Here is a 20,480-nt window from a genome sequence, read left to right as displayed (position 1 = left end):
GTAAGGCTCCCAGTAGACGACTGGGTTGATAGGCCGGATCTGGAAGCACGGTAACGTGTGGAGGTGACCGGTACTAATAGGCCGAGGGCTTGTCCATAGAGGCTCGCGTCCACTGTGTTGGTTCTGAAACCACGAACAGCCCCGCACATTCTGTGTGTGGTGCGGCGGTTCACAGTTTCATAGTGTTTCGGTGGTCATAGCGTGAGGGAAACGCCCGGTTACATTCCGAACCCGGAAGCTAAGCCTTACAGCGCCGATGGTACTGCAGGGGGGACCCTGTGGGAGAGTAGGACACCGCCGAACTCCTTTTGGAGGGCTGGATCCTGAACTTCGGTTCGGGGTCCAGCCCTTTTTTGTTCTCCGTCATCTGAAGTTCACGTTGCGCAACCACCATCGCCGATATGGGTACTGCTGCGATGCTCAAGGCCGCCGGCATAGGAGTCGGCGACGAGGTTGTCGTACCGGCCTTCGGGAACGTCGAAGTCGCCGAGTCCGTGATATCGGCGGGGGCGCTGCCGGTCTTCGCCGACATAGATCCGGTGACGTACTGCCTGGATGCCGCCGCTGTCGAGGCGGTCGTCACTCCGCGGACGGCGGCTGTCGTCGCCGTACATCGTTTCGGTCGATCTGCGGATATCGCGAGGTTGCACGCGACAGGGCACCGGCACGGGCTGTTGGTCCTGGAGCAGGGGGAGTCCGAGGCGCCGTACGACGAGGTGGCTCAACGCAGGCAGCGGGCCGCCTATCTGGATGCGAAGTTGAAGGGTGTGCGCACGCCCGATGGTGGTGACGGGCACACCTACCAGCAATATGTCGTGCGGGTACCGGGGAACGGTCGGCCGGATCGGGACGCGTTCGCCCGAGCCGTGCGGGCCAAGGGAGTTGAGTGCCGGGTGCCGGTGAAGACGCCTGTGCACCGGCTGCCGGAGTTCCGGCGGTGTGTGTCCCTGCCGGAGACCGAGCGAGCCGCGGATGAAACGTTGGCTCTTCCGGTCGATGCCGCTTTGACCAAGCGGGACATGCAGCGGATTGTGTCCGCCTGCAACGCGCTCGGTGGGCTTCTCCAACCCGCCTTCTAGCGAGTTTGGGAGCACGGGCGTGTTCGGGGTATGATCTATTCCGTTGCCGCGAGGGACACTTCGCAAAAGGCAGCTGGCCCCTATAGCTCAGTCGGCAGAGCGTCTCCATGGTAAGGAGAAGGTCAACGGTTCGATTCCGTTTGGGGGCTCCAGGCAAAAAGGCCCCGCCCTTTCGGGCGGGGCCTTTTTCGTGCCCGTTCGGGGTGTCCTTCCTCAGTCCTTGTGGAGGCCCGGTACGCGCATGGCCAGGATCGCCATGTCGTCGGAGGGGGCGTCCGAGGCGAAGCGTTCGACGGCGCGCATGATCCGTGCGGCGACCGCGCCGGCGGTCAGGCCCGTGCAGGTGGTGAGGACGTCCGCGAGGCCGTCGTCCCCCAGCATGCGGCTGCCTTCGCGGCGCTCGGTGACGCCGTCGGTGACGCACAGGAGGACGTCACCCGGATCGAGGGTGACCGTCTGCTGGTAGAGCTCCAGGTCGTCCATGACGCCGAGGAGCGGCTGGGGATCGGCGGCCGGTTCCACGGTGCCGTCCTGGCGCAGGCGCAGGGGGAGCGGATGACCGGCGCAGACGACCTTCAGTTCCGCGCTGCCGTCCTCCTGCGGCCTCAACTCGCCGTAGAGCAGGGTCAGGAAGCGGCTGCGGGCCCCCTCGTCCAGGATCGCGGAGTTGAGGCGCTCCAGCACCGCCGGGCCGCTGAGACCCTCGCGTGCCAGGAGGCGCAGGGCGTGCCGGGCGAGCCCCGTGACCGCCGCCGCGTTCGGGCCCGTACCGCAGACGTCACCGATGGCGAAGCCGTACGCGCCGTCGCTGATGGGGAAGAGGTCGTAGAAGTCACCGCCGACCTCGTTGCCCTCGCCGGCCGCGCGGTAGATGACCTCGACCTCGACACCGTCGATCTCGGGCAGCTCCGGCGGCAGCAGGCTGCGCTGGAGGGATTGGCTGATGGCCGTGCGCTCCGAGTAGAGGCGGGCGTTGTCGAGGGCCAGGGCGGCTCGGCGGCTCAAGTCCTCGGCGAGTTCCAGAATTTCCTGGCGGAAGTGTTCGTCGGTGGGCTTGCCGAGGGTCAGCATGCCGATGACGCGGTTGCGGGCGACCAGGGGGAGGACCACCGTCTCGCCGCCGACCGCGGACGCGGTGGCGAGGGTCGGTCCGATACCGATGCTCCCGCTGACCCGATGCGGGGGCTCGCCCAGGCCGAGGCTGCGCATCGAGGTGCGCAGGGCCGCTTGGTGAGCGGCCTCTGCGGGGGCCGACCAGACGCGGGCGCCGGGGGTGGGAACCGGGTCCGGCGGAGCGATCTTCGACAGCAGGGACTTGATGCCGTCGATCAGTTCCTCGTCCTCGTGCAGGACGTACGAGAGGTAGGGCTCCGAGGCCTGGTCGGCGATCGTGTAGACGGCGCACCAGGTGGCCAGGGTCGGGACCGTCATCTGGGCCATCAGGGCCAGGGTCTGGTCGCGGTCCAGAGTGCCGGCCAGGAGGTCGGAGGCCTCGACCAGGAAGCTGAGCGAGCCTCGGCGCAGGCGTTCGAGTTCGCCGAGGCGGGCGGACTCGACGGCCAACGCGATGCGGTCGGCGGCGAACTGGAGGCGCAGGGCCTCTTCGTTGGAGTATCTGCCGGGGGCTTCGGCGGCGACGCCGAGGGAGCCGGTGAGGCGGCCCTCGACCTTGAGGGGGACCGTGACGACGGAGCGCATGCCGGTGCCGCTCAGCAGGGGGACGGCGCCGGGGACCATGGTGAGGTCCTCGTGGACCGACGGCATGCGGGCGGAGCCGTAGCGGCCGGGACCGGCTTCGACGGGCACGCGCGCGAAGCGCTGGCGGGCGGAGGGCAGGCCGGTCGAGGCGCGGACCTCCAGCTCCGTTTCGTCGTCGGTGGCCAGGAGCAGGAACGCGGAGTCGCCGTCGAGCATGTCGCGGGCGCGTTCCACCGTGCGCTGGAGCAGGCCGTCGAGGTCGTCGGGGGCCGGGGAGCCGATGAAGACCTCGAAGGGGTCGGTGCTCTGGGCCTCGGTGGTGGTGGAGGTGTCGGAGGCCGGGACGCGCAACGGGGTCTGCAGTACTGCGCGTTCGTGGTCGCGCACCAGGAGGCAGACCGTGGACGGCTCGCCGCCCGTGTCGCGGACGCGCAGGTGGGAGGCGTACACCGGGGTGACGCGGCCGTTCGCGCCCCTTATGCCGTAGCTGCCTTCCCAGCGGGAGAGTTGGAGGGCCTCCGCGATGCCCGTGCTGGTGCCGGGTGTGTGAGGCCAGGCGGCGAGGTCGGTCAGTGGTTTTCCGACGACCTGCTCAGGGGCGTAACCGAAGAGGTCCTCGGCGTCCTCGTTCCAGGACGAGATGGACCCCGTACGGTCGATCTGGACCACCGCCACCCGGACGCGGCCGTCGGCGAGCGGGAGGAGGTCGGAGGGCAGGGACGGGCCTGCGGCGCGGGTGCCCACCGGGCGCTCGGGAAGGTCGAGTTGGAACCACACCTGCTTGTGCGTGGGCGTGTACTCGACGCCCCAGCGGCCGGCCAGGGCCGCGCAGAGCTGGAGGCCGCGGCCGCCCTCGCGGTCCGGGCTGCCCATGTTGACGGGCGATCCCTGGAGAGGGATCTCGCGCTCGGGATAGCGGTCGGCCACCTCGATGCGTACACCGTCGTCGCTGCGCAGGCACAGGACGTCGGCGGAGGTGCCCGCGTGCACCACGGCGTTGGTCACCAGCTCGCTGGTGAGGACGACGGCGTCGTCGACGATGTCGGCGAAGCCCCAGCCCTGGAGGGTGTCGCGGACGAAGGAGCGGGCGCTCGCCACCGATCGCCCGACGGGATCGAAGCTGGCTGCCGCGCGCGCGGTGATCACAGAACTCCTCGACCGGTTGTCGACGTGCAGGGCTTCCGGGCCGGCAGGCTCGTGCCGCTGGTGCGGCAGCTGTGTGCCGTTCGGCCCGTCCGGGGGCTGTCCCCCCGGGATCAGTCCGGTGGTCATGTCCGGCTGTCCCTCCGATGCCCGCTCGTACTCCTGCCACCGCCCAGGCCGGACGGACCGGTGCGGCTGGACAGCCGCATGCAAGGTTACTTACCTTCGCCGTCGATGCGGATGCCGGTCTGCAGTGTTTCCGTCCGGAGGGTGTGCGGACGATGTGCGAAGGTGCCGAACTGTTATGGCCGGGTTCAGCCGGGGTGAAACACTGGGCAAGCTTCTTGTGAAGGTCCGGGCAGGCTGAGTGTCATTCACGTACCGCGGGCAGCAGCACGTGGAGTGGCCTGGTATATCCGGCAGGAATACGCATCAGTAACGGGTACGCCGAGCAGTAGCACCCGAGCACAGCAGTAATGGTCGACCCCTGCGGGAGGGACACAGTGGAGTCTGGCGCAGCGACGCGGGGCACTAAGACGCGCGCGAAAGGCGGACAGTCCCTGAAGAACGAGCGCAAGGCGCGAGGCGGGACCACTGCCGTGGACACGGCTGCCCTGAACCGGCTGCTGGCGGCCCTGGTGTCGATGCGCGACGGAAACTTCCGCAAGCGGCTCACGGTGTCCGGCGACGGCGTGATGTCGGAGATCGCCGCGGTCTTCAACGAGGTGGCCGACCGCAATCTCCACCTGACGGGTGAGCTGGCGCGGGTGCGGCGCATGGTGGGACGTGAGGGCAAGCTCACGGAACGCCTGGAGACGGGGGCCTGCGAGGGCTCCTGGGCGGCTGCCGTCGACAACTCGAACGCCTTGGTGGACGACCTGGTACGGCCGGTCTCCGAGGTCGGACGGGTGCTGTCCGCGGTGGCCGAGGGTGATCTCTCGCCGCGCATGGAGCTGCGGACGCAGGCGCCGGACGGCACCGGGCATCCGCTGCGGGGCGAGTTCCTCAAGGTCGGGCGGACTGTCAACAACCTTGTCGATCAGCTGTCGACGTTCACCGACGAGGTCACGCGTGTGGCCAGTGAGGTGGGCACCGAGGGCAAGCTCGGCGGGCAGGCACGCGTGCGGGGCATGTCGGGTTCGTGGAAGGACCTGACGGACTCCGTCAACACGATGGCGTACCGGCTGACGGCTCAGGTGCGGGACATCGCGCTGGTCACCACGGCGGTAGCCAAGGGTGATCTGTCACGGAAGGTCACGGTTCATGTGGCCGGCGAGATGCTGGAGCTGAAGAACACCGTCAACACGATGGTGGACCAGCTGTCGTCCTTCTCCTCCGAGGTGACGCGGGTCGCCCGTGAGGTGGGTACCGAGGGCGAGCTCGGCGGGCAGGCGCAGGTGCCCGGCGTCGCCGGTGTGTGGAAGGACCTCACCGATTCGGTGAACCTGATGGCCGGCAACCTGACGGCGCAGGTGCGTGGGATCGCCCAGGTGACGACCGCTGTCGCCAACGGTGACCTGTCGCAGAAGGTGACCGTGTCGGCGCGGGGCGAGGTCGCGCAGCTCGCGGACACGATCAACCAGATGACGGAGACGCTGCGGATCTTCGCCGACGAGGTCACGCGTGTGGCCAACGAGGTCGGGGCCGAGGGGCAGCTGGGCGGTCAGGCGAACGTTCCGGGTGCGGCGGGGACGTGGAAGGACCTGACGGACTCCGTCAACACGGTGTTCCGGAATTTGACCATTCAGGTGCGGGACATCGCCGCGGTGACGACGGCGGTGGCCAACGGTGACCTGTCGCAGAAGGTCACCGTCGACGTGGCCGGTGAGATGCTGGAGCTGAAGAACACCGTCAACGGCATGGTGGACCAGCTGTCGTCCTTCGGCTCCGAGGTGACGCGAGTCGCTCGTGAGGTCGGTGTCGAGGGTGAGCTCGGCGGGCAGGCCCAGGTGCCGGGCGCGGCGGGGACGTGGAAGGACCTGACGGACTCCGTCAACACCGCGTTCCGCAACCTCACCGGACAGGTCAGGAACATCGCCCAGGTGACGACGGCGGTGGCCAACGGTGACCTGTCGCAGAAGGTCACCGTGGACGTATCCGGCGAGATGCTCCAGCTGAAGAACACCGTGAACACGATGGTGGACCAGCTGTCGTCGTTCGCCGATCAGGTGACCCGGATGGCCCGGGACGTGGGCACGGAGGGCCGGCTGGGGGGTCAGGCGGTCGTACCCGGAGTGGCCGGTACGTGGAAGGAGCTCACCGACTCCGTCAACGGAATGGCAGGAAACCTCACCGCCCAGGTGCGCAACATCGCGCAGGTGACCACCGCCGTCGCCCGCGGTGACCTCTCGCAGAAGATCGACGTCGACGCGCGAGGCGAGATCCTGGAGCTGAAGAACACCATCAACACGATGGTCGACCAGCTCTCCGGCTTCGCCGACCAGGTGACCCGGGTGGCCCGCGAGGTGGGTACCGAGGGCCGCCTCGGCGGTCAGGCGCAGGTGCCCGGCGTCGCCGGTGTGTGGCGGGACCTCACCGACTCGGTGAACGGTATGGCAGGAAACCTCACCGCCCAGGTGCGCAACATCGCGCAGGTCGCCACCGCGGTGGCCCGGGGCGACCTGTCGCAGAAGATCACCGTGGACGCGCGCGGCGAGATCCTGGAGCTCAAGAACACGCTGAACACGATGGTCGACCAGCTGTCGTCGTTCGCGGAGGAGGTCACCAGGGTCGCCCGAGAGGTGGGTACGGAGGGCCAGCTCGGCGGTCAGGCCGAGGTGCAGGGTGTCTCCGGCACCTGGAAGGACCTCACCCAGTCGGTGAACGGCATGGCGAACAACCTGACCCTTCAGGTGCGCTCCATCGCCGACGTCACCACGGCGGTCGCCAAGGGCGATCTGTCGAAGAAGATCACCGTCGACGCCAAGGGCGAGATCCTCGAACTCGTCACGACCGTCAACACCATGGTCGACCAGCTGTCCAGCTTCGCCGAGCAGGTGACCCGGGTGGCCCGTGAGGTGGGCACGGAGGGCATCCTGGGCGGTCAGGCCCATGTGCCCGGTGTCACGGGCATCTGGAAGGACCTGAGCGACAACGTCAACCTGATGGCCAAGAACCTGACCATCCAGGTCCGCAACATCTCCCAGGTGTCGGCCGCGGTCGCCAACGGCGACCTGACACGCCAGGTGACGATCGAGGCGCGCGGTGAGGTCGCGCAGCTCGCCGACACCATCAACACCATGGTCAAGACGCTGAGTTCGTTCGCCGAGCAGGTCACCAAGGTGGCCCGTGAAGTGGGCACGGACGGCATCCTCGGCGGTCAGGCGCACGTTCCGGGCGTCGCGGGCACCTGGAAGGACCTCACGGAGTCCGTGAACCAGATGGCGTCCAACCTGACCGGTCAGGTGCGCAACATCGCCATGGTCACCACCGCCATCGCCAAGGGTGACCTGACCAAGAAGATCGACATCGACGCGCGTGGCGAGATCCTGGAGCTGAAGACGACGATCAACACGATGGTCGACCAGCTGTCGTCCTTCGCCGAAGAGGTGACCCGAGTCGCTCGCGAGGTGGGTACCGAGGGGCAGCTCGGTGGACAGGCACGCGTGCGGGACGTCGACGGCACCTGGCGCGACCTGACCGAGTCCGTGAACGAAATGGCAGGAAACCTCACCAGGCAGGTGCGTGCCATCGCGCGCGTGGCGACCGCGGTGACCCGTGGCGACCTGAACCTGAAGATCGACGTCGACGCCTCCGGCGAGATCCAGGAGCTTCAGGACTACATCAACAAGATGATCGCCAATCTGCGTGACACCACGATCGCCAACAAGGAGCAGGACTGGCTCAAGGGCAACCTCGCCCGGATCTCCGCGCTCATGCAGGGCCGCCGCGACCTGGAGGACGTGGCCTCGCTGATCATGAGCGAGCTGACGCCGGTCGTGTCCGCCCAGCACGGCGCGTTCTTCCTGGCGATGCCGCTGGTCGACGGCAAGGACATGAGTGCCGAGGGGGAGGACCAGTACGAGCTGCGGATGCTGGGTTCGTACGCCTACTCGATGGGGTCCATGCCGACGTCGTTCCGGCCGGGGGAGGGCCTGATCGGGACGGCCGCCATGGAGAAGCGCACGATCCTGGTGGAGAACGCGCCGAGCGGCTATCTGAAGATCTCCTCCGGGCTCGGCGAGGCGCCGCCCGCACAGGTGATCGTTCTGCCGGTGCTCTTCGAGGGCAAGGTGCTCGGCGTGATCGAGCTGGCGTCCTTCACGCCCTTCACGCAGATCCAGAAGGACTTCCTCAACCAGATCGCCGAGATGATCGCGACCAGCGTCAACACCATCTCCGTCAACACCAAGACCGAGGTGCTGCTGAAGCAGTCGCAGGAGCTGACCGAGCAACTGCGCGAGCGGTCGGCCGAGTTGGAGAACCGGCAGAAGGCCCTCCAGGCGTCCAACGCCGAGCTGGAGGAGAAGGCCGAGCTGCTGGCCCAGCAGAACCGCGACATCGAGGTGAAGAACACCGAGATCGAGGAGGCGCGGCAGGTCCTGGAGGAGCGGGCCGAGCAGCTCGCGGTCTCCATGCGCTACAAGAGCGAGTTCCTCGCGAACATGTCGCACGAACTGCGTACGCCGCTCAACTCGCTGCTGATCCTGGCCAAGCTGCTCGCGGACAACGCCGAGGGGAACCTCTCGCCGAAGCAGGTCGAGTTCGCCGAGACGATCCATGGCGCGGGCTCCGACCTGCTCCAGCTGATCAACGACATCCTGGACCTGTCGAAGGTCGAGGCGGGCAAGATGGACGTCTCCCCGACCCGGATCGCGCTCGTCCAGCTCGTCGACTACGTGGAGGCCACCTTCCGCCCGCTGACCGCGGAGAAGGGCCTGGACCTGTCCGTACGGGTCTCGCCGGAACTGCCCGCCACGTTGCACACCGACGAGCAGCGCCTGCTGCAGGTGCTGCGCAACCTGCTGTCCAACGCGGTGAAGTTCACCGACTCGGGGTCGGTCGAGCTGGTCATCAGGCCCGCCGGGACGGACGTGCCGCACAAGATCCGGGAGCAGCTGCTGGAAGCCGGTTCCCTGGCCGAGGCGGACGCGCCCCTGATCGCGTTCTCCGTGACCGACACCGGCATCGGGATCGCCGCCAGCAAGATGCGGGTGATCTTCGAGGCGTTCAAGCAGGCGGACGGCACGACCAGCCGCAAGTACGGTGGTACGGGGCTGGGACTGTCCATCTCGCGGGAGATCGCCCAGCTGCTCGGCGGGGAGATCCACGCGCAGAGCGAGCCGGGGCGCGGCTCGACGTTCACGCTGTATTTGCCGCTGCACCCGAGCGAACTGCCTCCGCACGGCTACCAGCAGCAGCTGCCGCCCCTCGACGCGGGCGACCTGGTGGCCTCGGCGGCCGAGCTGGCGGAGCTGTCGGACGTGGAGGTCGAGACGCCGGCCGAGGTGCGGTCGTACCGGGAGACGCAGAACGGCGCCGCCGCGCTCTTCAGGCGCCGCCGCAGGGCCGCGACCGAGCTGGAGCAGCGGCCGGCGCAGCAGGAGCAGTGGTCGGCGGCGGAGCAGGACACGGCGCCGCAGTCGTTCCGGGGCATCCGGTTCGGCGGCGAGAAGGTGCTGATCGTCGACGACGACATCCGCAACGTCTTCGCGCTGACCAGCGTTCTGGAGCAGCACGGCCTGTCCGTGCTGTACGCCGAGAACGGCCGGGAGGGCATCGAGGTCCTCGAACAGCATGACGACGTGGCGGTCGTCCTGATGGACATCATGATGCCGGAGATGGACGGGTACGCGACGACCACGGCGATCCGCAGGATGCCGCAGTTCGCCGGTCTCCCGATCATCGCGCTGACCGCCAAGGCGATGAAGGGCGACCGCGAGAAGGCGATCGAGTCCGGCGCGTCCGATTACGTGACGAAGCCGGTGGACCCCGATCATCTCCTGGCGGTGATGAACCAGTGGATGAGGGAGCAGTGACGGGAACGAACGGTGGGCACACGAAGTTGCTGACTCAGTGTGCTCGAAGTCGTGTAGAAGAGCGGGATTCGGGGAACCTTCTGGTCTCCTGCCGCGTTTCTGCTACGTGCACAGTGACATCGCGGTGACAGGGTGTGGCGACAGGCGGGGTGCGGCTACCATGACCGGCACGAGGGCGGGCGGCGTAAGGGAGTCGTCCCCTGGGGCGGAGCCCGGTGCACTGCCGGGGCGAGGAGGGCGGGCCATGGTGCAGAAGGCCAAGATCCTCCTGGTCGATGACCGGCCGGAGAATCTGCTGGCGCTGGAGGCGATCCTCTCTGCGCTCGATCAGACCCTGGTGCGGGCATCGTCCGGGGAGGAAGCGCTCAAGGCACTGCTGACGGACGACTTCGCGGTCATTCTGCTGGACGTTCAGATGCCGGGAATGGACGGTTTCGAAACCGCCGCGCACATCAAGCGGCGGGAACGGACCCGGGACATCCCGATCATCTTCCTCACCGCGATCAACCACGGCCCGCACCACACCTTCCGCGGGTACGCGGCGGGCGCGGTGGACTACATCTCCAAGCCGTTCGACCCGTGGGTGCTGCGGGCCAAGGTCTCGGTGTTCGTCGAGCTGTACATGAAGAACTGCCAGCTGCGTGAGCAGGCGGCGCTGCTGCGGCTGCAGTTGGAGGGCGGCGGCAAGGCGGCGGACGCCAAGGAGCCCGCGGGCCTGCTGGCGGAGCTGTCGGCGCGGCTCGCGGCGGTCGAGGAGCAGGCCGAGGCGCTGTCCAAGCAGCTGGACGACGAGTCGGCGGACGCGGCGGCGGTGGCCACCGCGGCCCATCTCGAACGCAAACTCACGGGACTGCGGCGGGCGCTGGACGCCCTGGAGCCCGGCACCGGAAGCACCTCGTCGGTGTCCTCGCAGAACTGACCTCGCCGTACGGGGCGTTGCCGGCCGGTGTCGAGTCGTGCTGCCCGTGACCGGTGGGTGAACCGGCGTCAGTTCCGCGCCTGAGCAAGGGCGACACGAACGGGTGAAGCAGTGGGCACACGTGTCCACTGTCTTCTCCACCGGTAACCTCACCTCCATGGCCTCACGTCCCTCCGCAGCCAAGAAGCCGCCCGCGAAGAAGGCGGCCGCTTCCGCGAAGGCTCCGGCGAAGAAGGCCGCCGCCAAGAAAGCCCCCGCCAAGAAGGCGCCGGCCAAGAAGGCCGCGGCGAAGAAAGCCGCGCCGCCGAAACCGGCACCCAATCCCACCGGGGGCGTCTACCGGCTGGTGCGCGCCGTCTGGCTCGGGCTCGCGCACGCCGTCGGCGCGGTGTTCCGCGGCATAGGGCAGGGCGCGAAGAACCTCGACCCCGCCCATCGCAAGGACGGCGTCGCGCTGTTGCTTCTCGGCCTCGCGCTGATCGTCGCCGCCGGTACCTGGTCCAATCTGCGCGGTCCCGTCGGCGATCTCGTCGAGATGCTGGTGACCGGTGCCTTCGGCCGGCTCGACCTGCTCGTGCCGATACTGCTCGCGGTCGTCGCCGTACGGTTCATCCGGCACCCCGAGAAGCCCGAGGCCAACGGCCGTATCGTCATCGGACTGTCGGCGCTGGTCATCGGTGTGCTCGGCCAGGTCCACGTCGCCGTCGGCTCGCCCGCCCGCAGTGACGGCATGCAGGCGATAAGGGACGCCGGCGGGCTCATCGGCTGGGGCGCGGCGACTCCGCTGACGTACGCCATGGGCGAGGTCCTCGCCGTACCGCTGCTCGTGCTGCTGACGATCTTCGGTCTGCTGGTCGTCACGGCCACCCCGGTCAACGCCGTCCCGCAACGGCTGCGGCAGCTCGGGGTGCGGCTCGGCATCCTGCCCGATCCCATCGAGGACGACGAGTTCGGCGACGACGACCAGCGTTACGACGACCAGTGGCGCCAGTCGCTGCCCGCGTCGCGCAGCCGCAGGCGGGGGCCGGCCCCTGAGACGTACGACCCCGACGGCGCCGAACAGGAGGCCCTCTCGCGGCGTCGTGGCCGCCCGAGGCGCTCGGCGGTGCCGCAGCCCGAGATGGACCGCCCCATGGACGCTGTGGACGTCGCAGCGGCCGCCGCGGCGGCTCTCGACGGTGCCGTCCTGCACGGAATGCCGCCCTCGCCGATCGTCGCCGACCTCACGCAGGGCGTCAGCGTGGGCGACCGGGCGGAGACCACGCCGGTGCCGACACCGGTTCCCGCCGCGCGGCCGCCCAAGCAGGAGAAGCCGCCGAAGACCAAGGCCGCGGACCGCACCAGGGCCGAGTCGCCGGACCTCGCCACGTCCGGGGTTCCCGACCTGACCAAGGCCGCGCCGCAGGAGATCCGGGACCTGCCGCCGCGCGCGGAACAGCTCCAGCTGTCCGGTGACATCACGTACGCGCTCCCGTCGCTCGACCTCCTTGAGCGCGGCGGCCCCGGCAAGTCGCGCAGCGCCGCCAACGACGCCATCGTCGAGTCGCTCACCACCGTCTTCACCGAGTTCAAGGTCGACGCCCGCGTCACCGGCTTCACGCGGGGACCGACGGTCACGCGCTACGAGGTCGAGCTCGGGCCCGCCGTGAAGGTCGAGCGGATCACCGCGCTGACGAAGAACATCGCGTACGCCGTCGCCAGCCCCGACGTGCGGATCATCAGCCCGATCCCCGGCAAGTCCGCCGTCGGCATCGAGATCCCGAACACGGACCGTGAGATGGTCAACCTCGGTGACGTGCTGCGTCTCGCGGCCGCGGCCGAGGACGACCATCCGATGCTGGTCGCGCTCGGCAAGGACGTCGAGGGCGGCTACGTGATGGCCAACATCGCGAAGATGCCGCATGTGCTGGTCGCCGGTGCGACCGGTTCCGGTAAGTCGTCGTGCATCAACTGCTTGATCACTTCCGTCATGATGCGGGCGACCCCGGAGGACGTCCGCATGGTGCTGGTCGACCCCAAGCGTGTCGAGCTGACCGCGTACGAGGGCATCCCGCACCTGATCACGCCGATCATCACCAACCCCAAGCGGGCCGCCGAGGCGCTCCAGTGGGTCGTACGGGAGATGGACCTTCGCTACGACGACCTGGCGGCGTACGGCTACCGGCACATCGACGACTTCAACGAGGCCGTGCGCAGCGGCAAGGTGAAGGCGCCCGAGGGCAGTGAGCGCGAGCTCCAGCCGTACCCGTACCTGCTGGTGATCGTCGACGAGCTCGCCGACCTGATGATGGTCGCTCCGCGCGACGTCGAGGACGCGATCGTGCGCATCACGCAGCTCGCGCGCGCGGCCGGCATCCACCTGGTGCTCGCCACGCAGCGTCCGTCGGTCGACGTCGTCACCGGTCTGATCAAGGCGAACGTCCCCTCACGGCTCGCGTTCGCCACGTCGTCGCTCGCCGATTCCCGCGTCATCCTCGACCAGCCCGGCGCCGAGAAGCTCATCGGGAAGGGCGACGGGCTGTTCCTGCCGATGGGTGCGAACAAGCCCACCCGTATGCAGGGCGCGTTCGTGACCGAGGAGGAGGTCGCGGCGGTCGTCCAGCACTGCAAGGACCAGATGGCACCCGTCTTCCGGGACGACGTCGTCGTGGGAACCAAGCAGAAGAAGGAGATCGACGAGGAGATCGGCGACGACCTCGACCTGCTGTGCCAGGCGGCCGAGCTGGTGGTCTCCACGCAGTTCGGGTCGACCTCCATGCTCCAGCGCAAGCTGCGGGTCGGGTTCGCCAAGGCCGGGCGGCTGATGGACCTCATGGAGTCGCGGGGCATCGTTGGGCCGAGCGAGGGTTCCAAGGCTCGTGACGTTCTTGTGAAAGCTGAAGAGCTGGACGGCGTGCTCGCCGTCATCCGCGGGGAGGCATAAAGGAGTCCGGAGCGGAAACAAGGAGGCAGTGGCCGCCTTGCGGGCGGGTGGGCGGTGGTTCGATGCCCGATCGTGATCCACCCGTGAGGGATCTTCGAGCAACCCTTTTCCTTCGGCGTACGTCAAGTTGAGCGAAGCGACAAACCCGTAGTCCACCATCGGCGTGTCCGGCCATTCCGATGGCGTACAAAGTCCCACCGCCCGGTTGCCCCACCCTTTTGCACCCCCCCTAGACTGAACCTCCAGCACAGGTGGCTTAAACGCTCGAAAGGCGCCCCCGTGTCCATCGGCAACTCCCCTGAAGACGAGCGTCCGTTCGAAGACGTACACGACGAAGACCGCCCCTCGATCGGCCGTGCCCTCAGGCAGGCGCGCATCGACGCCGGGCTGACCGCCGACGACGTCAGCAGTGCCACCCGGGTCCGCATCGCCATCGTGCATGCCATCGAGGCGGACAACTTCGCTCCCTGCGGCGGCGACGTGTACGCCCGAGGCCATGTCCGGACCCTGGCCAAGGCCGTCGGCCTCGATCCGGCTCCCCTCCTCGCCCAGTACGACGACTCGCACGGCGGTCGACCGGCGCCCACCCCGGCCGCCCCTTTGTTCGAGGCGGAGCGCATCCGTCCCGAGCGGCGCGGACCCAACTGGACCGCTGCCATGGTCGCCGCGATCGTCGCGGTGATCGGGTTCGTCGGTTTCACCGCGTTCAAGGGCGAGGACGACGGCGGCAAGTCGTCCGTCGCCGACGGCGGGTCGGTGCCCACGGCCGACAAGACCAAGCCCACTCCGAAGACCGACAAGCCCAAGGACCCGAAGCCGGAGCCGTCGGACAGCGCCATCGCGGCCGTCCCCCAGGACAAGGTGACCGTGAAGGTCAGCGCCGTCGACGGCAGGAGCTGGGTCGGGGTCAAGGACCACAACGGCCGGCTGCTCTTCGACGACCTGCTCAAGCAGGGTGACTCCAAGACCTTCCAGGACAGCGAGAAGATCAACCTCGTCCTCGGCGACGCTGGTGCGATCGACCTGTACGTCAACGGCAAGAAGATCGACGACGACTGGCAGCCCGGCGCCGTGGAGCGCCTCACCTACACGAAGGGCGACCCGCAGGCCGGATAAGTCCGGCCGAAGGGTTGAGCACGGACGGGGTTGGCCAAGATCGGCCAACCCCGTCGACGTGGGCCGTCAGTGAGACAAAGTAGTCTTGAGCCCATGCCTGAACGCCGTACCGTCGCACTCGTCACTCTTGGCTGCGCCCGTAACGAGGTGGACTCGGAGGAGCTCGCAGGCCGCTTGGAGGCGGACGGCTGGGACCTCGTGGAGGACGCCGCGGACGCGGACGTGGCCGTCGTCAACACGTGCGGCTTCGTCGACGCCGCCAAGAAGGACTCCGTCGACGCGCTCCTGGAGGCCAACGACCTCAAGGGCCATGGAAGAACCCAGGCCGTCGTGGCGGTGGGCTGCATGGCCGAGCGGTACGGCAAGGACCTCGCCGAGGCCCTGCCCGAGGCCGACGGCGTGCTCGGCTTCGACGACTACGCCGACATCTCGGACCGCCTCCAGACCATCCTGTCCGGCGGTGTCCACGCCTCGCACACCCCGCGCGACCGCCGCAAGCTGCTGCCGATCAGCCCGGCCGAGCGCCAGGAGTCCGCAGCTGAGGTCGCCCTGCCCGGGCACGCCCCCGCCGACCTGCCGGAGGGACTCGCTCCGGCCTCCGGCCCCCGTGCGCCCCTGCGCCGCCGTCTGGACGGCGCCCCGGTCGCCTCGGTGAAGCTCGCCTCCGGCTGCGACCGGCGCTGCACCTTCTGCGCCATCCCGTCCTTCCGCGGCTCCTTCATCTCGCGCCGCCCGAGCGACGTGCTGAACGAGACGCGGTGGCTCGCCGAGCAGGGCGTCAAGGAGATCATGCTGGTCTCCGAGAACAACACGTCGTACGGCAAGGACCTGGGCGACATCCGGCTGCTGGAGTCCCTCCTGCCGGAGCTGGCGGAGGTCGACGGCATCGAGCGGGTCCGCGTCAGCTACCTCCAGCCGGCCGAGATGCGGCCCGGGCTGATCGACGTCCTGACCTCGACGTCGAAGATCGCCCCGTACTTCGACCTGTCCTTCCAGCACTCCGCCCCGAACGTGCTGCGCGCCATGCGCCGCTTCGGCGACACCGACCGCTTCCTGGAGCTGCTCGACACCATTCGCAACAAGGCTCCCCAGGCCGGTGTGCGCTCCAACTTCATCGTCGGCTTCCCCGGCGAGACCGAAGCCGACCTGGCGGAGCTGGAGCGGTTCCTGAACGGCGCGCGGCTGGACGCCATCGGGGTCTTCGGCTACTCCGACGAGGAGGGCACGGAGGCGGCGACGTACGACAACAAGCTCGACGAGGACGTCGTCGCCGAGCGACTGGCCCATGTCTCCCGGCTGGCCGAGGAGCTCGTCTCGCAGCGGGCCGAGGAACGCGTCGGCGAGACCGTGCACGTGCTGGTCGAGTCGGTGGGCGCCGAGGACGCGCCGGAGGGCGCCCACGGCCGCGGGGCGCACCAGGCGCCCGAGACGGACGGGCAGGTGCTGCTCACGAGCGGCGCGGGCCTGAGCATCGGTCGTATGGTCGAGGCGAAGGTGGTCGGTACGGAAGGTGTCGACCTGGTGGCCGAGCCGCTGCAGGGCACGCTCGCGTGTAGTGAGGAGGCGGGCAGATGACCGGAGTTCCGGCGTCCGCCGCGGGAGGTTCCTCCAAGACGGGTCCGGCCGGCCAGGCGAGCGCGGTGGGGCCGGCCGGTTCGTCCGAGGCCGGTAGCGCGAAGGCGGGCGGCGACGAAGCCGGTGTCCCGGGTGGTGCCAAGCCGCCGCGTGGGGGGAAGATCGCGGCCGCGGCCGTCAACCAGGCGAGTGTCTGGAACATCGCCAACCTGCTGACCATGCTCAGGCTGGTCCTCGTGCCCGCGTTCGTCGCCCTGATGCTGGCCGACGGCGGATACGACCCGGCGTGGCGTTCCTTCGCCTGGGCGGCGTTCGCCGTCGCCATGATCACCGACCTGTTCGACGGCCATCTGGCACGGACGTACGACCTCGTCACCGACTTCGGGAAGATCGCCGACCCCATCGCCGACAAGGCGATCATGGGGGCGGCGCTGATCTGCCTGTCCGCACTGGGCGATCTGCCTTGGTGGGTGACGGGCGTCATCCTCGGCCGGGAACTCGGGATCACTCTGCTGCGTTTCATCGTCATCCGGTACGGCGTGATCCCGGCGAGCCGTGGCGGCAAGCTCAAGACCCTCACGCAGGGCGTGGCCGTCGGGATGTACATCCTCGCGCTGACGGGGTGGCTGGCCACGCTGCGGTGGTGGGTGATGGCCGCGGCGGTCGTCCTGACCGTGGTGACCGGGCTCGACTATGTGAGACAAGCCATTGTGCTGCGTCGGCGGGGAATCGCCGCGCGCAAGGCCGCGTCGGAGGAGACGGAAGCGTGAATTCCACGGCCGCCGACGTGGTGCGACTACTTACCGTGAGGGGGGAGACGCTCGCTGTGGCCGAGTCGCTGACCGGTGGTCTCGTTGCGGCGGAAGTCACAGCGGTCCCCGGGGCGTCCAAGGTCTTCCGTGGGTCGGTGACCGCCTACGCCACCGAGCTGAAGCATCGGCTGGTCGGCGTCGACGCCACCCTGCTGGAGCAGCACGGCCCGGTGAATCCGCAGGTCGCGGCAGAGATGGCGGTCGGTGTGCGGAAGGCTCTGGGTTCCGACTGGGGAATCGCGACGACCGGTGTCGCGGGACCCGAGAGGCAGGACGGTCACCCCGTGGGCACGGTTTTCGTTGCCGTGGACGGGCCCTTCGATCAGGGTTCCGGTTCCGCCGGTGGCGGAAAAGTAGAGGCCCTGCGGTTGAACGGCGACCGTGCGGAAATTCGTATGGAGAGTGTACGGAGCGTACTCGCACTGCTTCTGAAGGAGCTTGCGAGCGAACACAGTGGGAATGAGCGGACACAGGATACGGAACAGAACGGGGGGTTTTGATGTTTGCAGCCCTGAGTGAACACGACATCGCTCCCCGCACGGCCGCGGCGCAAGGCGGTACGGTGGGGCGTGAAGGATGCGGCTACGCGGTCCGAGGAGGGAGCCACCGATGATTCTGCTCCGTCGCCTGCTGGGTGACGTGCTGCGTCGGCAGCGCCAGCGCCAGGGCCGTACTCTGCGCGAAGTCTCCTCGTCCGCCCGAGTCTCACTCGGCTATCTCTCCGAGGTGGAGCGGGGGCAGAAGGAGGCTTCCTCCGAACTGCTCGCCGCGATCTGCGACGCGCTGGACGTACGGATGTCCGAGCTCATGCGGGAAGTGAGCGACGAACTCGCCCTCGCCGAGCTGGCCCAGTCTGCTGCGGCCACCCCCAGCGAGCCTGTGCCCACGTCGGTCCGTCCGATGCTGGGTTCCGTGTCGGTGACCGGTGTGCCACCGGAACGAGTGACCATCAAGGCGCCTTCCGAGGCGGTGGACGTGGTTGCCGCGTGACGGTGACGCTCACGCGTGTGGGCTGACCACCATGCGCTGAGGGAGTTGTGTGAGGCCCCGGCCAGGGCTTTTTCCAGGGAGATCTGGAGGAGCGTGGTCGGGGTTTCGTGCTGTGCGGGGCATGCCCGGCCCGTCGGGGTCCCGTTTGCCGGGCGGTGGCCCGGAGGTCATCGTGGAGGGTGTGACGGCGCCTGACTCGCCGTGACGACGTTGGTCCGCGCTGCATCCGTGTGCCCTTGATGCGCCCTCCCGGCGGGTGAGCGGGCGGCCTGGCCTCGGGCTGGAGGTGGGTGGATGGCACGGCCGATAGCGCGCTGGGGGGTGGTCCTCGGTCTCGGGGCGCTGTGGTGGTGGGCCGTGCTGCGACTCGCGCTGGTGCCGGACGCCGGGGCGCTGGAGGGGGCCGTCGCCGCCGGCGGGTGGGGGCTGAGCCTGCTGCCGGTGCACTGTGTGCCGAAGCGGCGGGCAGTGGGAGCGGTCGATGCGCGACGCTGGGCGGTGGCCTGGCGGGTGGAGCGGACTACCACGGCATCGCGACACCACCGTTCGGACGCAGGATCTGCCCCGTCGTGAAGGACGCGGCGTCGGATGCCAGGTGCAACACGGCGTGCGCGATGTCCTCCGGCTCGCCGACCCGGCCCAGCGGAGACATCCGGGCCATGAGCGCCTCGGTCCGAGTCTGCGCCGCGGTATCGTGGCGGTCGGTCATGGGTGTGCGGATCCAGCCCGGGGCGACCGCGTTGACGCGGATGCCGTGCGGGCCCATCTCGGTCGCCAGTGTCTTCGTCAGTTGTACGACGGCCGCCTTGGCGGCGCCGTAGCAGAGCAGGCCGGGGCCGCCGGTGTCGACCGCGCCCGAGGCCATCGTGATGATGCTGCCCCTGACGTGCTGGGCGAGCATCGCGCGGGCTGCCTCCTGGCAGGCGTACAGCACGCCTTTGAAGTTGACGTCCAGTACGCGGTCGAGGTCCTCGTCGCGGGTCTCCAGAACCAGGCTGCTGTGCATGATCCCGGCGACCGCCGCCATCACGTCGAGCCGCTCGCAGGAGGCGACGGCCCGGCGGAGCCGGTCGCGGTCGGTGACGTCGAGGTGGTGGGTACGGGCGGTGCCGCCGTTCGCCTTGATCAGAGCCGCCGTGTCCCGCAGGCCCTGCGCGTCGAGGTCGGCGCAGTGCACGGCCGCGCCGGCCTCGGCGAGCAGGACGGCCGAGGCGCGGCCGATGCCACTGGCTGCGCCGGTGACGAATGCGGTGCGTCCGGTGAGGTCGTACGCCTTGACGGCCATGAAGGGACGGTACGAAGGTTTCTGACGGCACGTCAATCGGTTGGGCGGTGCTGGGCTCTGTAGAGGGAGGACCCGCCGCGCGCCGTGCTCGGGGCCGGGCCCGCCTGGCAGTTCGGGCACCAGTAGGTGGGGCGCTCGCGGGAGCCGTCGCCCTGGTCGGCGACGCGGATCGGGGTGGCGCAGCGCAGACAGGGACGCTTGGCGCGTCCGTACACGAAGAGGTCCTGTCCGCGGTGGCCCGTCGTCCTGCGGATCGGACGCTCGCGGTTGGCTTCCAGGAGCTTCTTTGCCAGGACCGGCAGTTGAGCGGTGTGCTCGGCGGGGAGCGCGCCGACGGGGAGCCACGGCGTGACACGGAGGAGGAAGCAGAGCTCGCTCTTGTAGACATTGCCGATCCCGGCGAGGTTGCGCTGGTCCAGCAGGGCTTCGCCGAGGGCGCGGTCAGGGTCCGTGAGCAGGTTGGCGAGGGCGCGGTCGGGATCCCAGTCCGTGCCCAGCAGGTCAGGACCCAGGTGGCCCACGGCGCGGCCTTCGTCGGCGGTACGCAGAAGTTCGAGGACGGGGAGGCGGTAGCCGACGGCCGTGCGGGCGGGTCGGGTGTCGGGGGCGTCCGCGTCCGGGGCCACGGCGAGGATCACTCGGATCTGGTGGGCGGGGCCACCCGTCCAGCGCTGCTCGTCCGCGTACACCTTCCAGGAGCCCTCCATCCCCAGATGCGTGTGGATCGTCAGGTCGCCCCCGACGCGGGTGAGGAGGTGTTTGCCGCGCGGGGTGACGTCAAGGACGGGACGGCCCGCCAGGTCGACCGTGGCGTACTTCGGGACCCGGAAGTCGCTGAGGGTCAGCGTCCTGCCCGCGAGGGCGGTGTGCAGCCGTCTCGCGGTCTGCCAGACGGTGTCTCCTTCGGGCATGGGTCCAGGGTGGCATGGGGGGTGGGGGTGGCCGGGTGGCTGGGTGGATGG

The 20,480-nt window shown here is 69.0% G+C and carries 13 protein-coding genes, 1 tRNA gene and 1 rRNA gene; 12 read left to right on the top strand and 3 right to left on the bottom strand.

The features are described 5' to 3' along the window. Nucleotides 1-186 precede the first annotated feature (186 nt). The 3 genes from rrf (at nucleotide 187) to ACWCPI_RS02530 (ending at nucleotide 1,231) form a co-directional block, all read left to right on the top strand. Nucleotides 187-303, top strand: a 5S ribosomal RNA gene (rrf, locus tag ACWCPI_RS02540). Between the two features lie 113 nt (nucleotides 304-416). Then, complete coding sequence (locus tag ACWCPI_RS02535; RefSeq protein ID WP_451036337.1) at nucleotides 417-1,079, top strand: DegT/DnrJ/EryC1/StrS family aminotransferase; 663 nt, start codon at nucleotides 417-419, stop codon at nucleotides 1,077-1,079. Nucleotides 1,080-1,155: 76 nt separating this feature from the next. Continuing rightward, nucleotides 1,156-1,231: transfer RNA gene (locus ACWCPI_RS02530), tRNA-Thr, on the top strand. Nucleotides 1,232-1,292: 61 nt separating this feature from the next. On the opposite strand, the gene ACWCPI_RS02525 is transcribed toward ACWCPI_RS02530, so the two are convergent. Next, nucleotides 1,293-4,049: a SpoIIE family protein phosphatase gene (locus tag ACWCPI_RS02525; protein ID WP_451036336.1), complete on the bottom strand. Its 2,757-nt coding sequence runs from the start codon at nucleotides 4,047-4,049 to the stop codon at nucleotides 1,293-1,295. Between the two features lie 374 nt (nucleotides 4,050-4,423). On the opposite strand from ACWCPI_RS02525, the gene ACWCPI_RS02520 reads away from it, so the two are divergent. The 9 genes from ACWCPI_RS02520 (at nucleotide 4,424) to ACWCPI_RS02480 (ending at nucleotide 18,806) form a co-directional block, all read left to right on the top strand. Then, nucleotides 4,424-9,898, top strand: coding sequence for a HAMP domain-containing protein (locus ACWCPI_RS02520; RefSeq protein WP_451036335.1), 5,475 nt, complete (start codon nucleotides 4,424-4,426; stop codon nucleotides 9,896-9,898). 244 nt (nucleotides 9,899-10,142) lie between these two features. Further along, nucleotides 10,143-10,817, top strand: coding sequence for a response regulator (locus ACWCPI_RS02515; protein WP_388810850.1), 675 nt, complete (start codon nucleotides 10,143-10,145; stop codon nucleotides 10,815-10,817). 157 nt (nucleotides 10,818-10,974) lie between these two features. Beyond that, nucleotides 10,975-13,740, top strand: coding sequence for a DNA translocase FtsK (locus ACWCPI_RS02510; protein ID WP_451036334.1), 2,766 nt, complete (start codon nucleotides 10,975-10,977; stop codon nucleotides 13,738-13,740). Nucleotides 13,741-14,019: 279 nt separating this feature from the next. Next, on the top strand, nucleotides 14,020-14,856 hold the full coding sequence (locus ACWCPI_RS02505; RefSeq protein WP_451036333.1) for a helix-turn-helix domain-containing protein: 837 nt from the start codon (nucleotides 14,020-14,022) through the stop codon (nucleotides 14,854-14,856). A 93-nt stretch (nucleotides 14,857-14,949) separates the two neighbouring features. Then, complete coding sequence (rimO, locus tag ACWCPI_RS02500; RefSeq protein ID WP_451036332.1) at nucleotides 14,950-16,431, top strand: 30S ribosomal protein S12 methylthiotransferase RimO; 1,482 nt, start codon at nucleotides 14,950-14,952, stop codon at nucleotides 16,429-16,431. Next, nucleotides 16,428-17,201, top strand: coding sequence for a CDP-diacylglycerol--glycerol-3-phosphate 3-phosphatidyltransferase (gene pgsA / locus ACWCPI_RS02495; protein WP_451036331.1), 774 nt, complete (start codon nucleotides 16,428-16,430; stop codon nucleotides 17,199-17,201). Before rimO ends, pgsA begins: the two co-directional genes overlap by 4 nt. Further along, nucleotides 17,198-17,743 carry a CinA family protein gene (locus ACWCPI_RS02490; protein WP_451036330.1) on the top strand — a complete coding sequence of 182 codons (546 nt, stop codon included), beginning with the start codon at nucleotides 17,198-17,200 and terminating at the stop codon, nucleotides 17,741-17,743. Before pgsA ends, ACWCPI_RS02490 begins: the two co-directional genes overlap by 4 nt. Nucleotides 17,744-17,852: 109 nt before the next feature. Beyond that, nucleotides 17,853-18,233 (top strand): helix-turn-helix domain-containing protein, encoded by a 381-nt coding sequence (locus ACWCPI_RS02485; RefSeq protein WP_019756312.1) that lies wholly within the window; start codon nucleotides 17,853-17,855, stop codon nucleotides 18,231-18,233. A gap of 294 nt (nucleotides 18,234-18,527) precedes the next feature. After that, nucleotides 18,528-18,806: a hypothetical protein gene (locus ACWCPI_RS02480; protein WP_451036329.1), complete on the top strand. Its 279-nt coding sequence runs from the start codon at nucleotides 18,528-18,530 to the stop codon at nucleotides 18,804-18,806. Here ACWCPI_RS02480 and ACWCPI_RS02475 read toward each other — a convergent pair. After that, nucleotides 18,754-19,518 carry an SDR family NAD(P)-dependent oxidoreductase gene (locus tag ACWCPI_RS02475; RefSeq protein ID WP_451036328.1) on the bottom strand — a complete coding sequence of 255 codons (765 nt, stop codon included), beginning with the start codon at nucleotides 19,516-19,518 and terminating at the stop codon, nucleotides 18,754-18,756. The two genes, ACWCPI_RS02480 and ACWCPI_RS02475, sit on opposite strands and share 53 nt — an antisense overlap. A gap of 32 nt (nucleotides 19,519-19,550) precedes the next feature. Further along, nucleotides 19,551-20,429 carry a DNA-formamidopyrimidine glycosylase family protein gene (locus tag ACWCPI_RS02470; protein ID WP_451036327.1) on the bottom strand — a complete coding sequence of 293 codons (879 nt, stop codon included), beginning with the start codon at nucleotides 20,427-20,429 and terminating at the stop codon, nucleotides 19,551-19,553. Nucleotides 20,430-20,480: the final 51 nt, after the last annotated feature.

This window comes from Streptomyces sp. NPDC001920, assembly GCF_053594495.1.
Note: the sequence above shows the minus strand (reverse complement) of the source record. Positions and strands in the feature narration are given on the sequence as shown.

Coding starts and splice junctions, on each gene's coding strand:
- ACWCPI_RS02535 (WP_451036337.1), top strand. CDS start 417: ATGCTCAAGGCCGCCGGCATAGGAGTCGGCGACGAGGTTGTCGTACCG.
- ACWCPI_RS02525 (WP_451036336.1), bottom strand. CDS start 4,049: ATGACCACCGGACTGATCCCGGGGGGACAGCCCCCGGACGGGCCGAAC.
- ACWCPI_RS02515 (WP_388810850.1), top strand. CDS start 10,143: ATGGTGCAGAAGGCCAAGATCCTCCTGGTCGATGACCGGCCGGAGAAT.
- ACWCPI_RS02510 (WP_451036334.1), top strand. CDS start 10,975: ATGGCCTCACGTCCCTCCGCAGCCAAGAAGCCGCCCGCGAAGAAGGCG.
- rimO (WP_451036332.1), top strand. CDS start 14,950: ATGCCTGAACGCCGTACCGTCGCACTCGTCACTCTTGGCTGCGCCCGT.
- pgsA (WP_451036331.1), top strand. CDS start 16,428: ATGACCGGAGTTCCGGCGTCCGCCGCGGGAGGTTCCTCCAAGACGGGT.
- ACWCPI_RS02485 (WP_019756312.1), top strand. CDS start 17,853: ATGATTCTGCTCCGTCGCCTGCTGGGTGACGTGCTGCGTCGGCAGCGC.
- ACWCPI_RS02480 (WP_451036329.1), top strand. CDS start 18,528: ATGGCACGGCCGATAGCGCGCTGGGGGGTGGTCCTCGGTCTCGGGGCG.
- ACWCPI_RS02475 (WP_451036328.1), bottom strand. CDS start 19,518: ATGGCCGTCAAGGCGTACGACCTCACCGGACGCACCGCATTCGTCACC.
- ACWCPI_RS02470 (WP_451036327.1), bottom strand. CDS start 20,429: ATGCCCGAAGGAGACACCGTCTGGCAGACCGCGAGACGGCTGCACACC.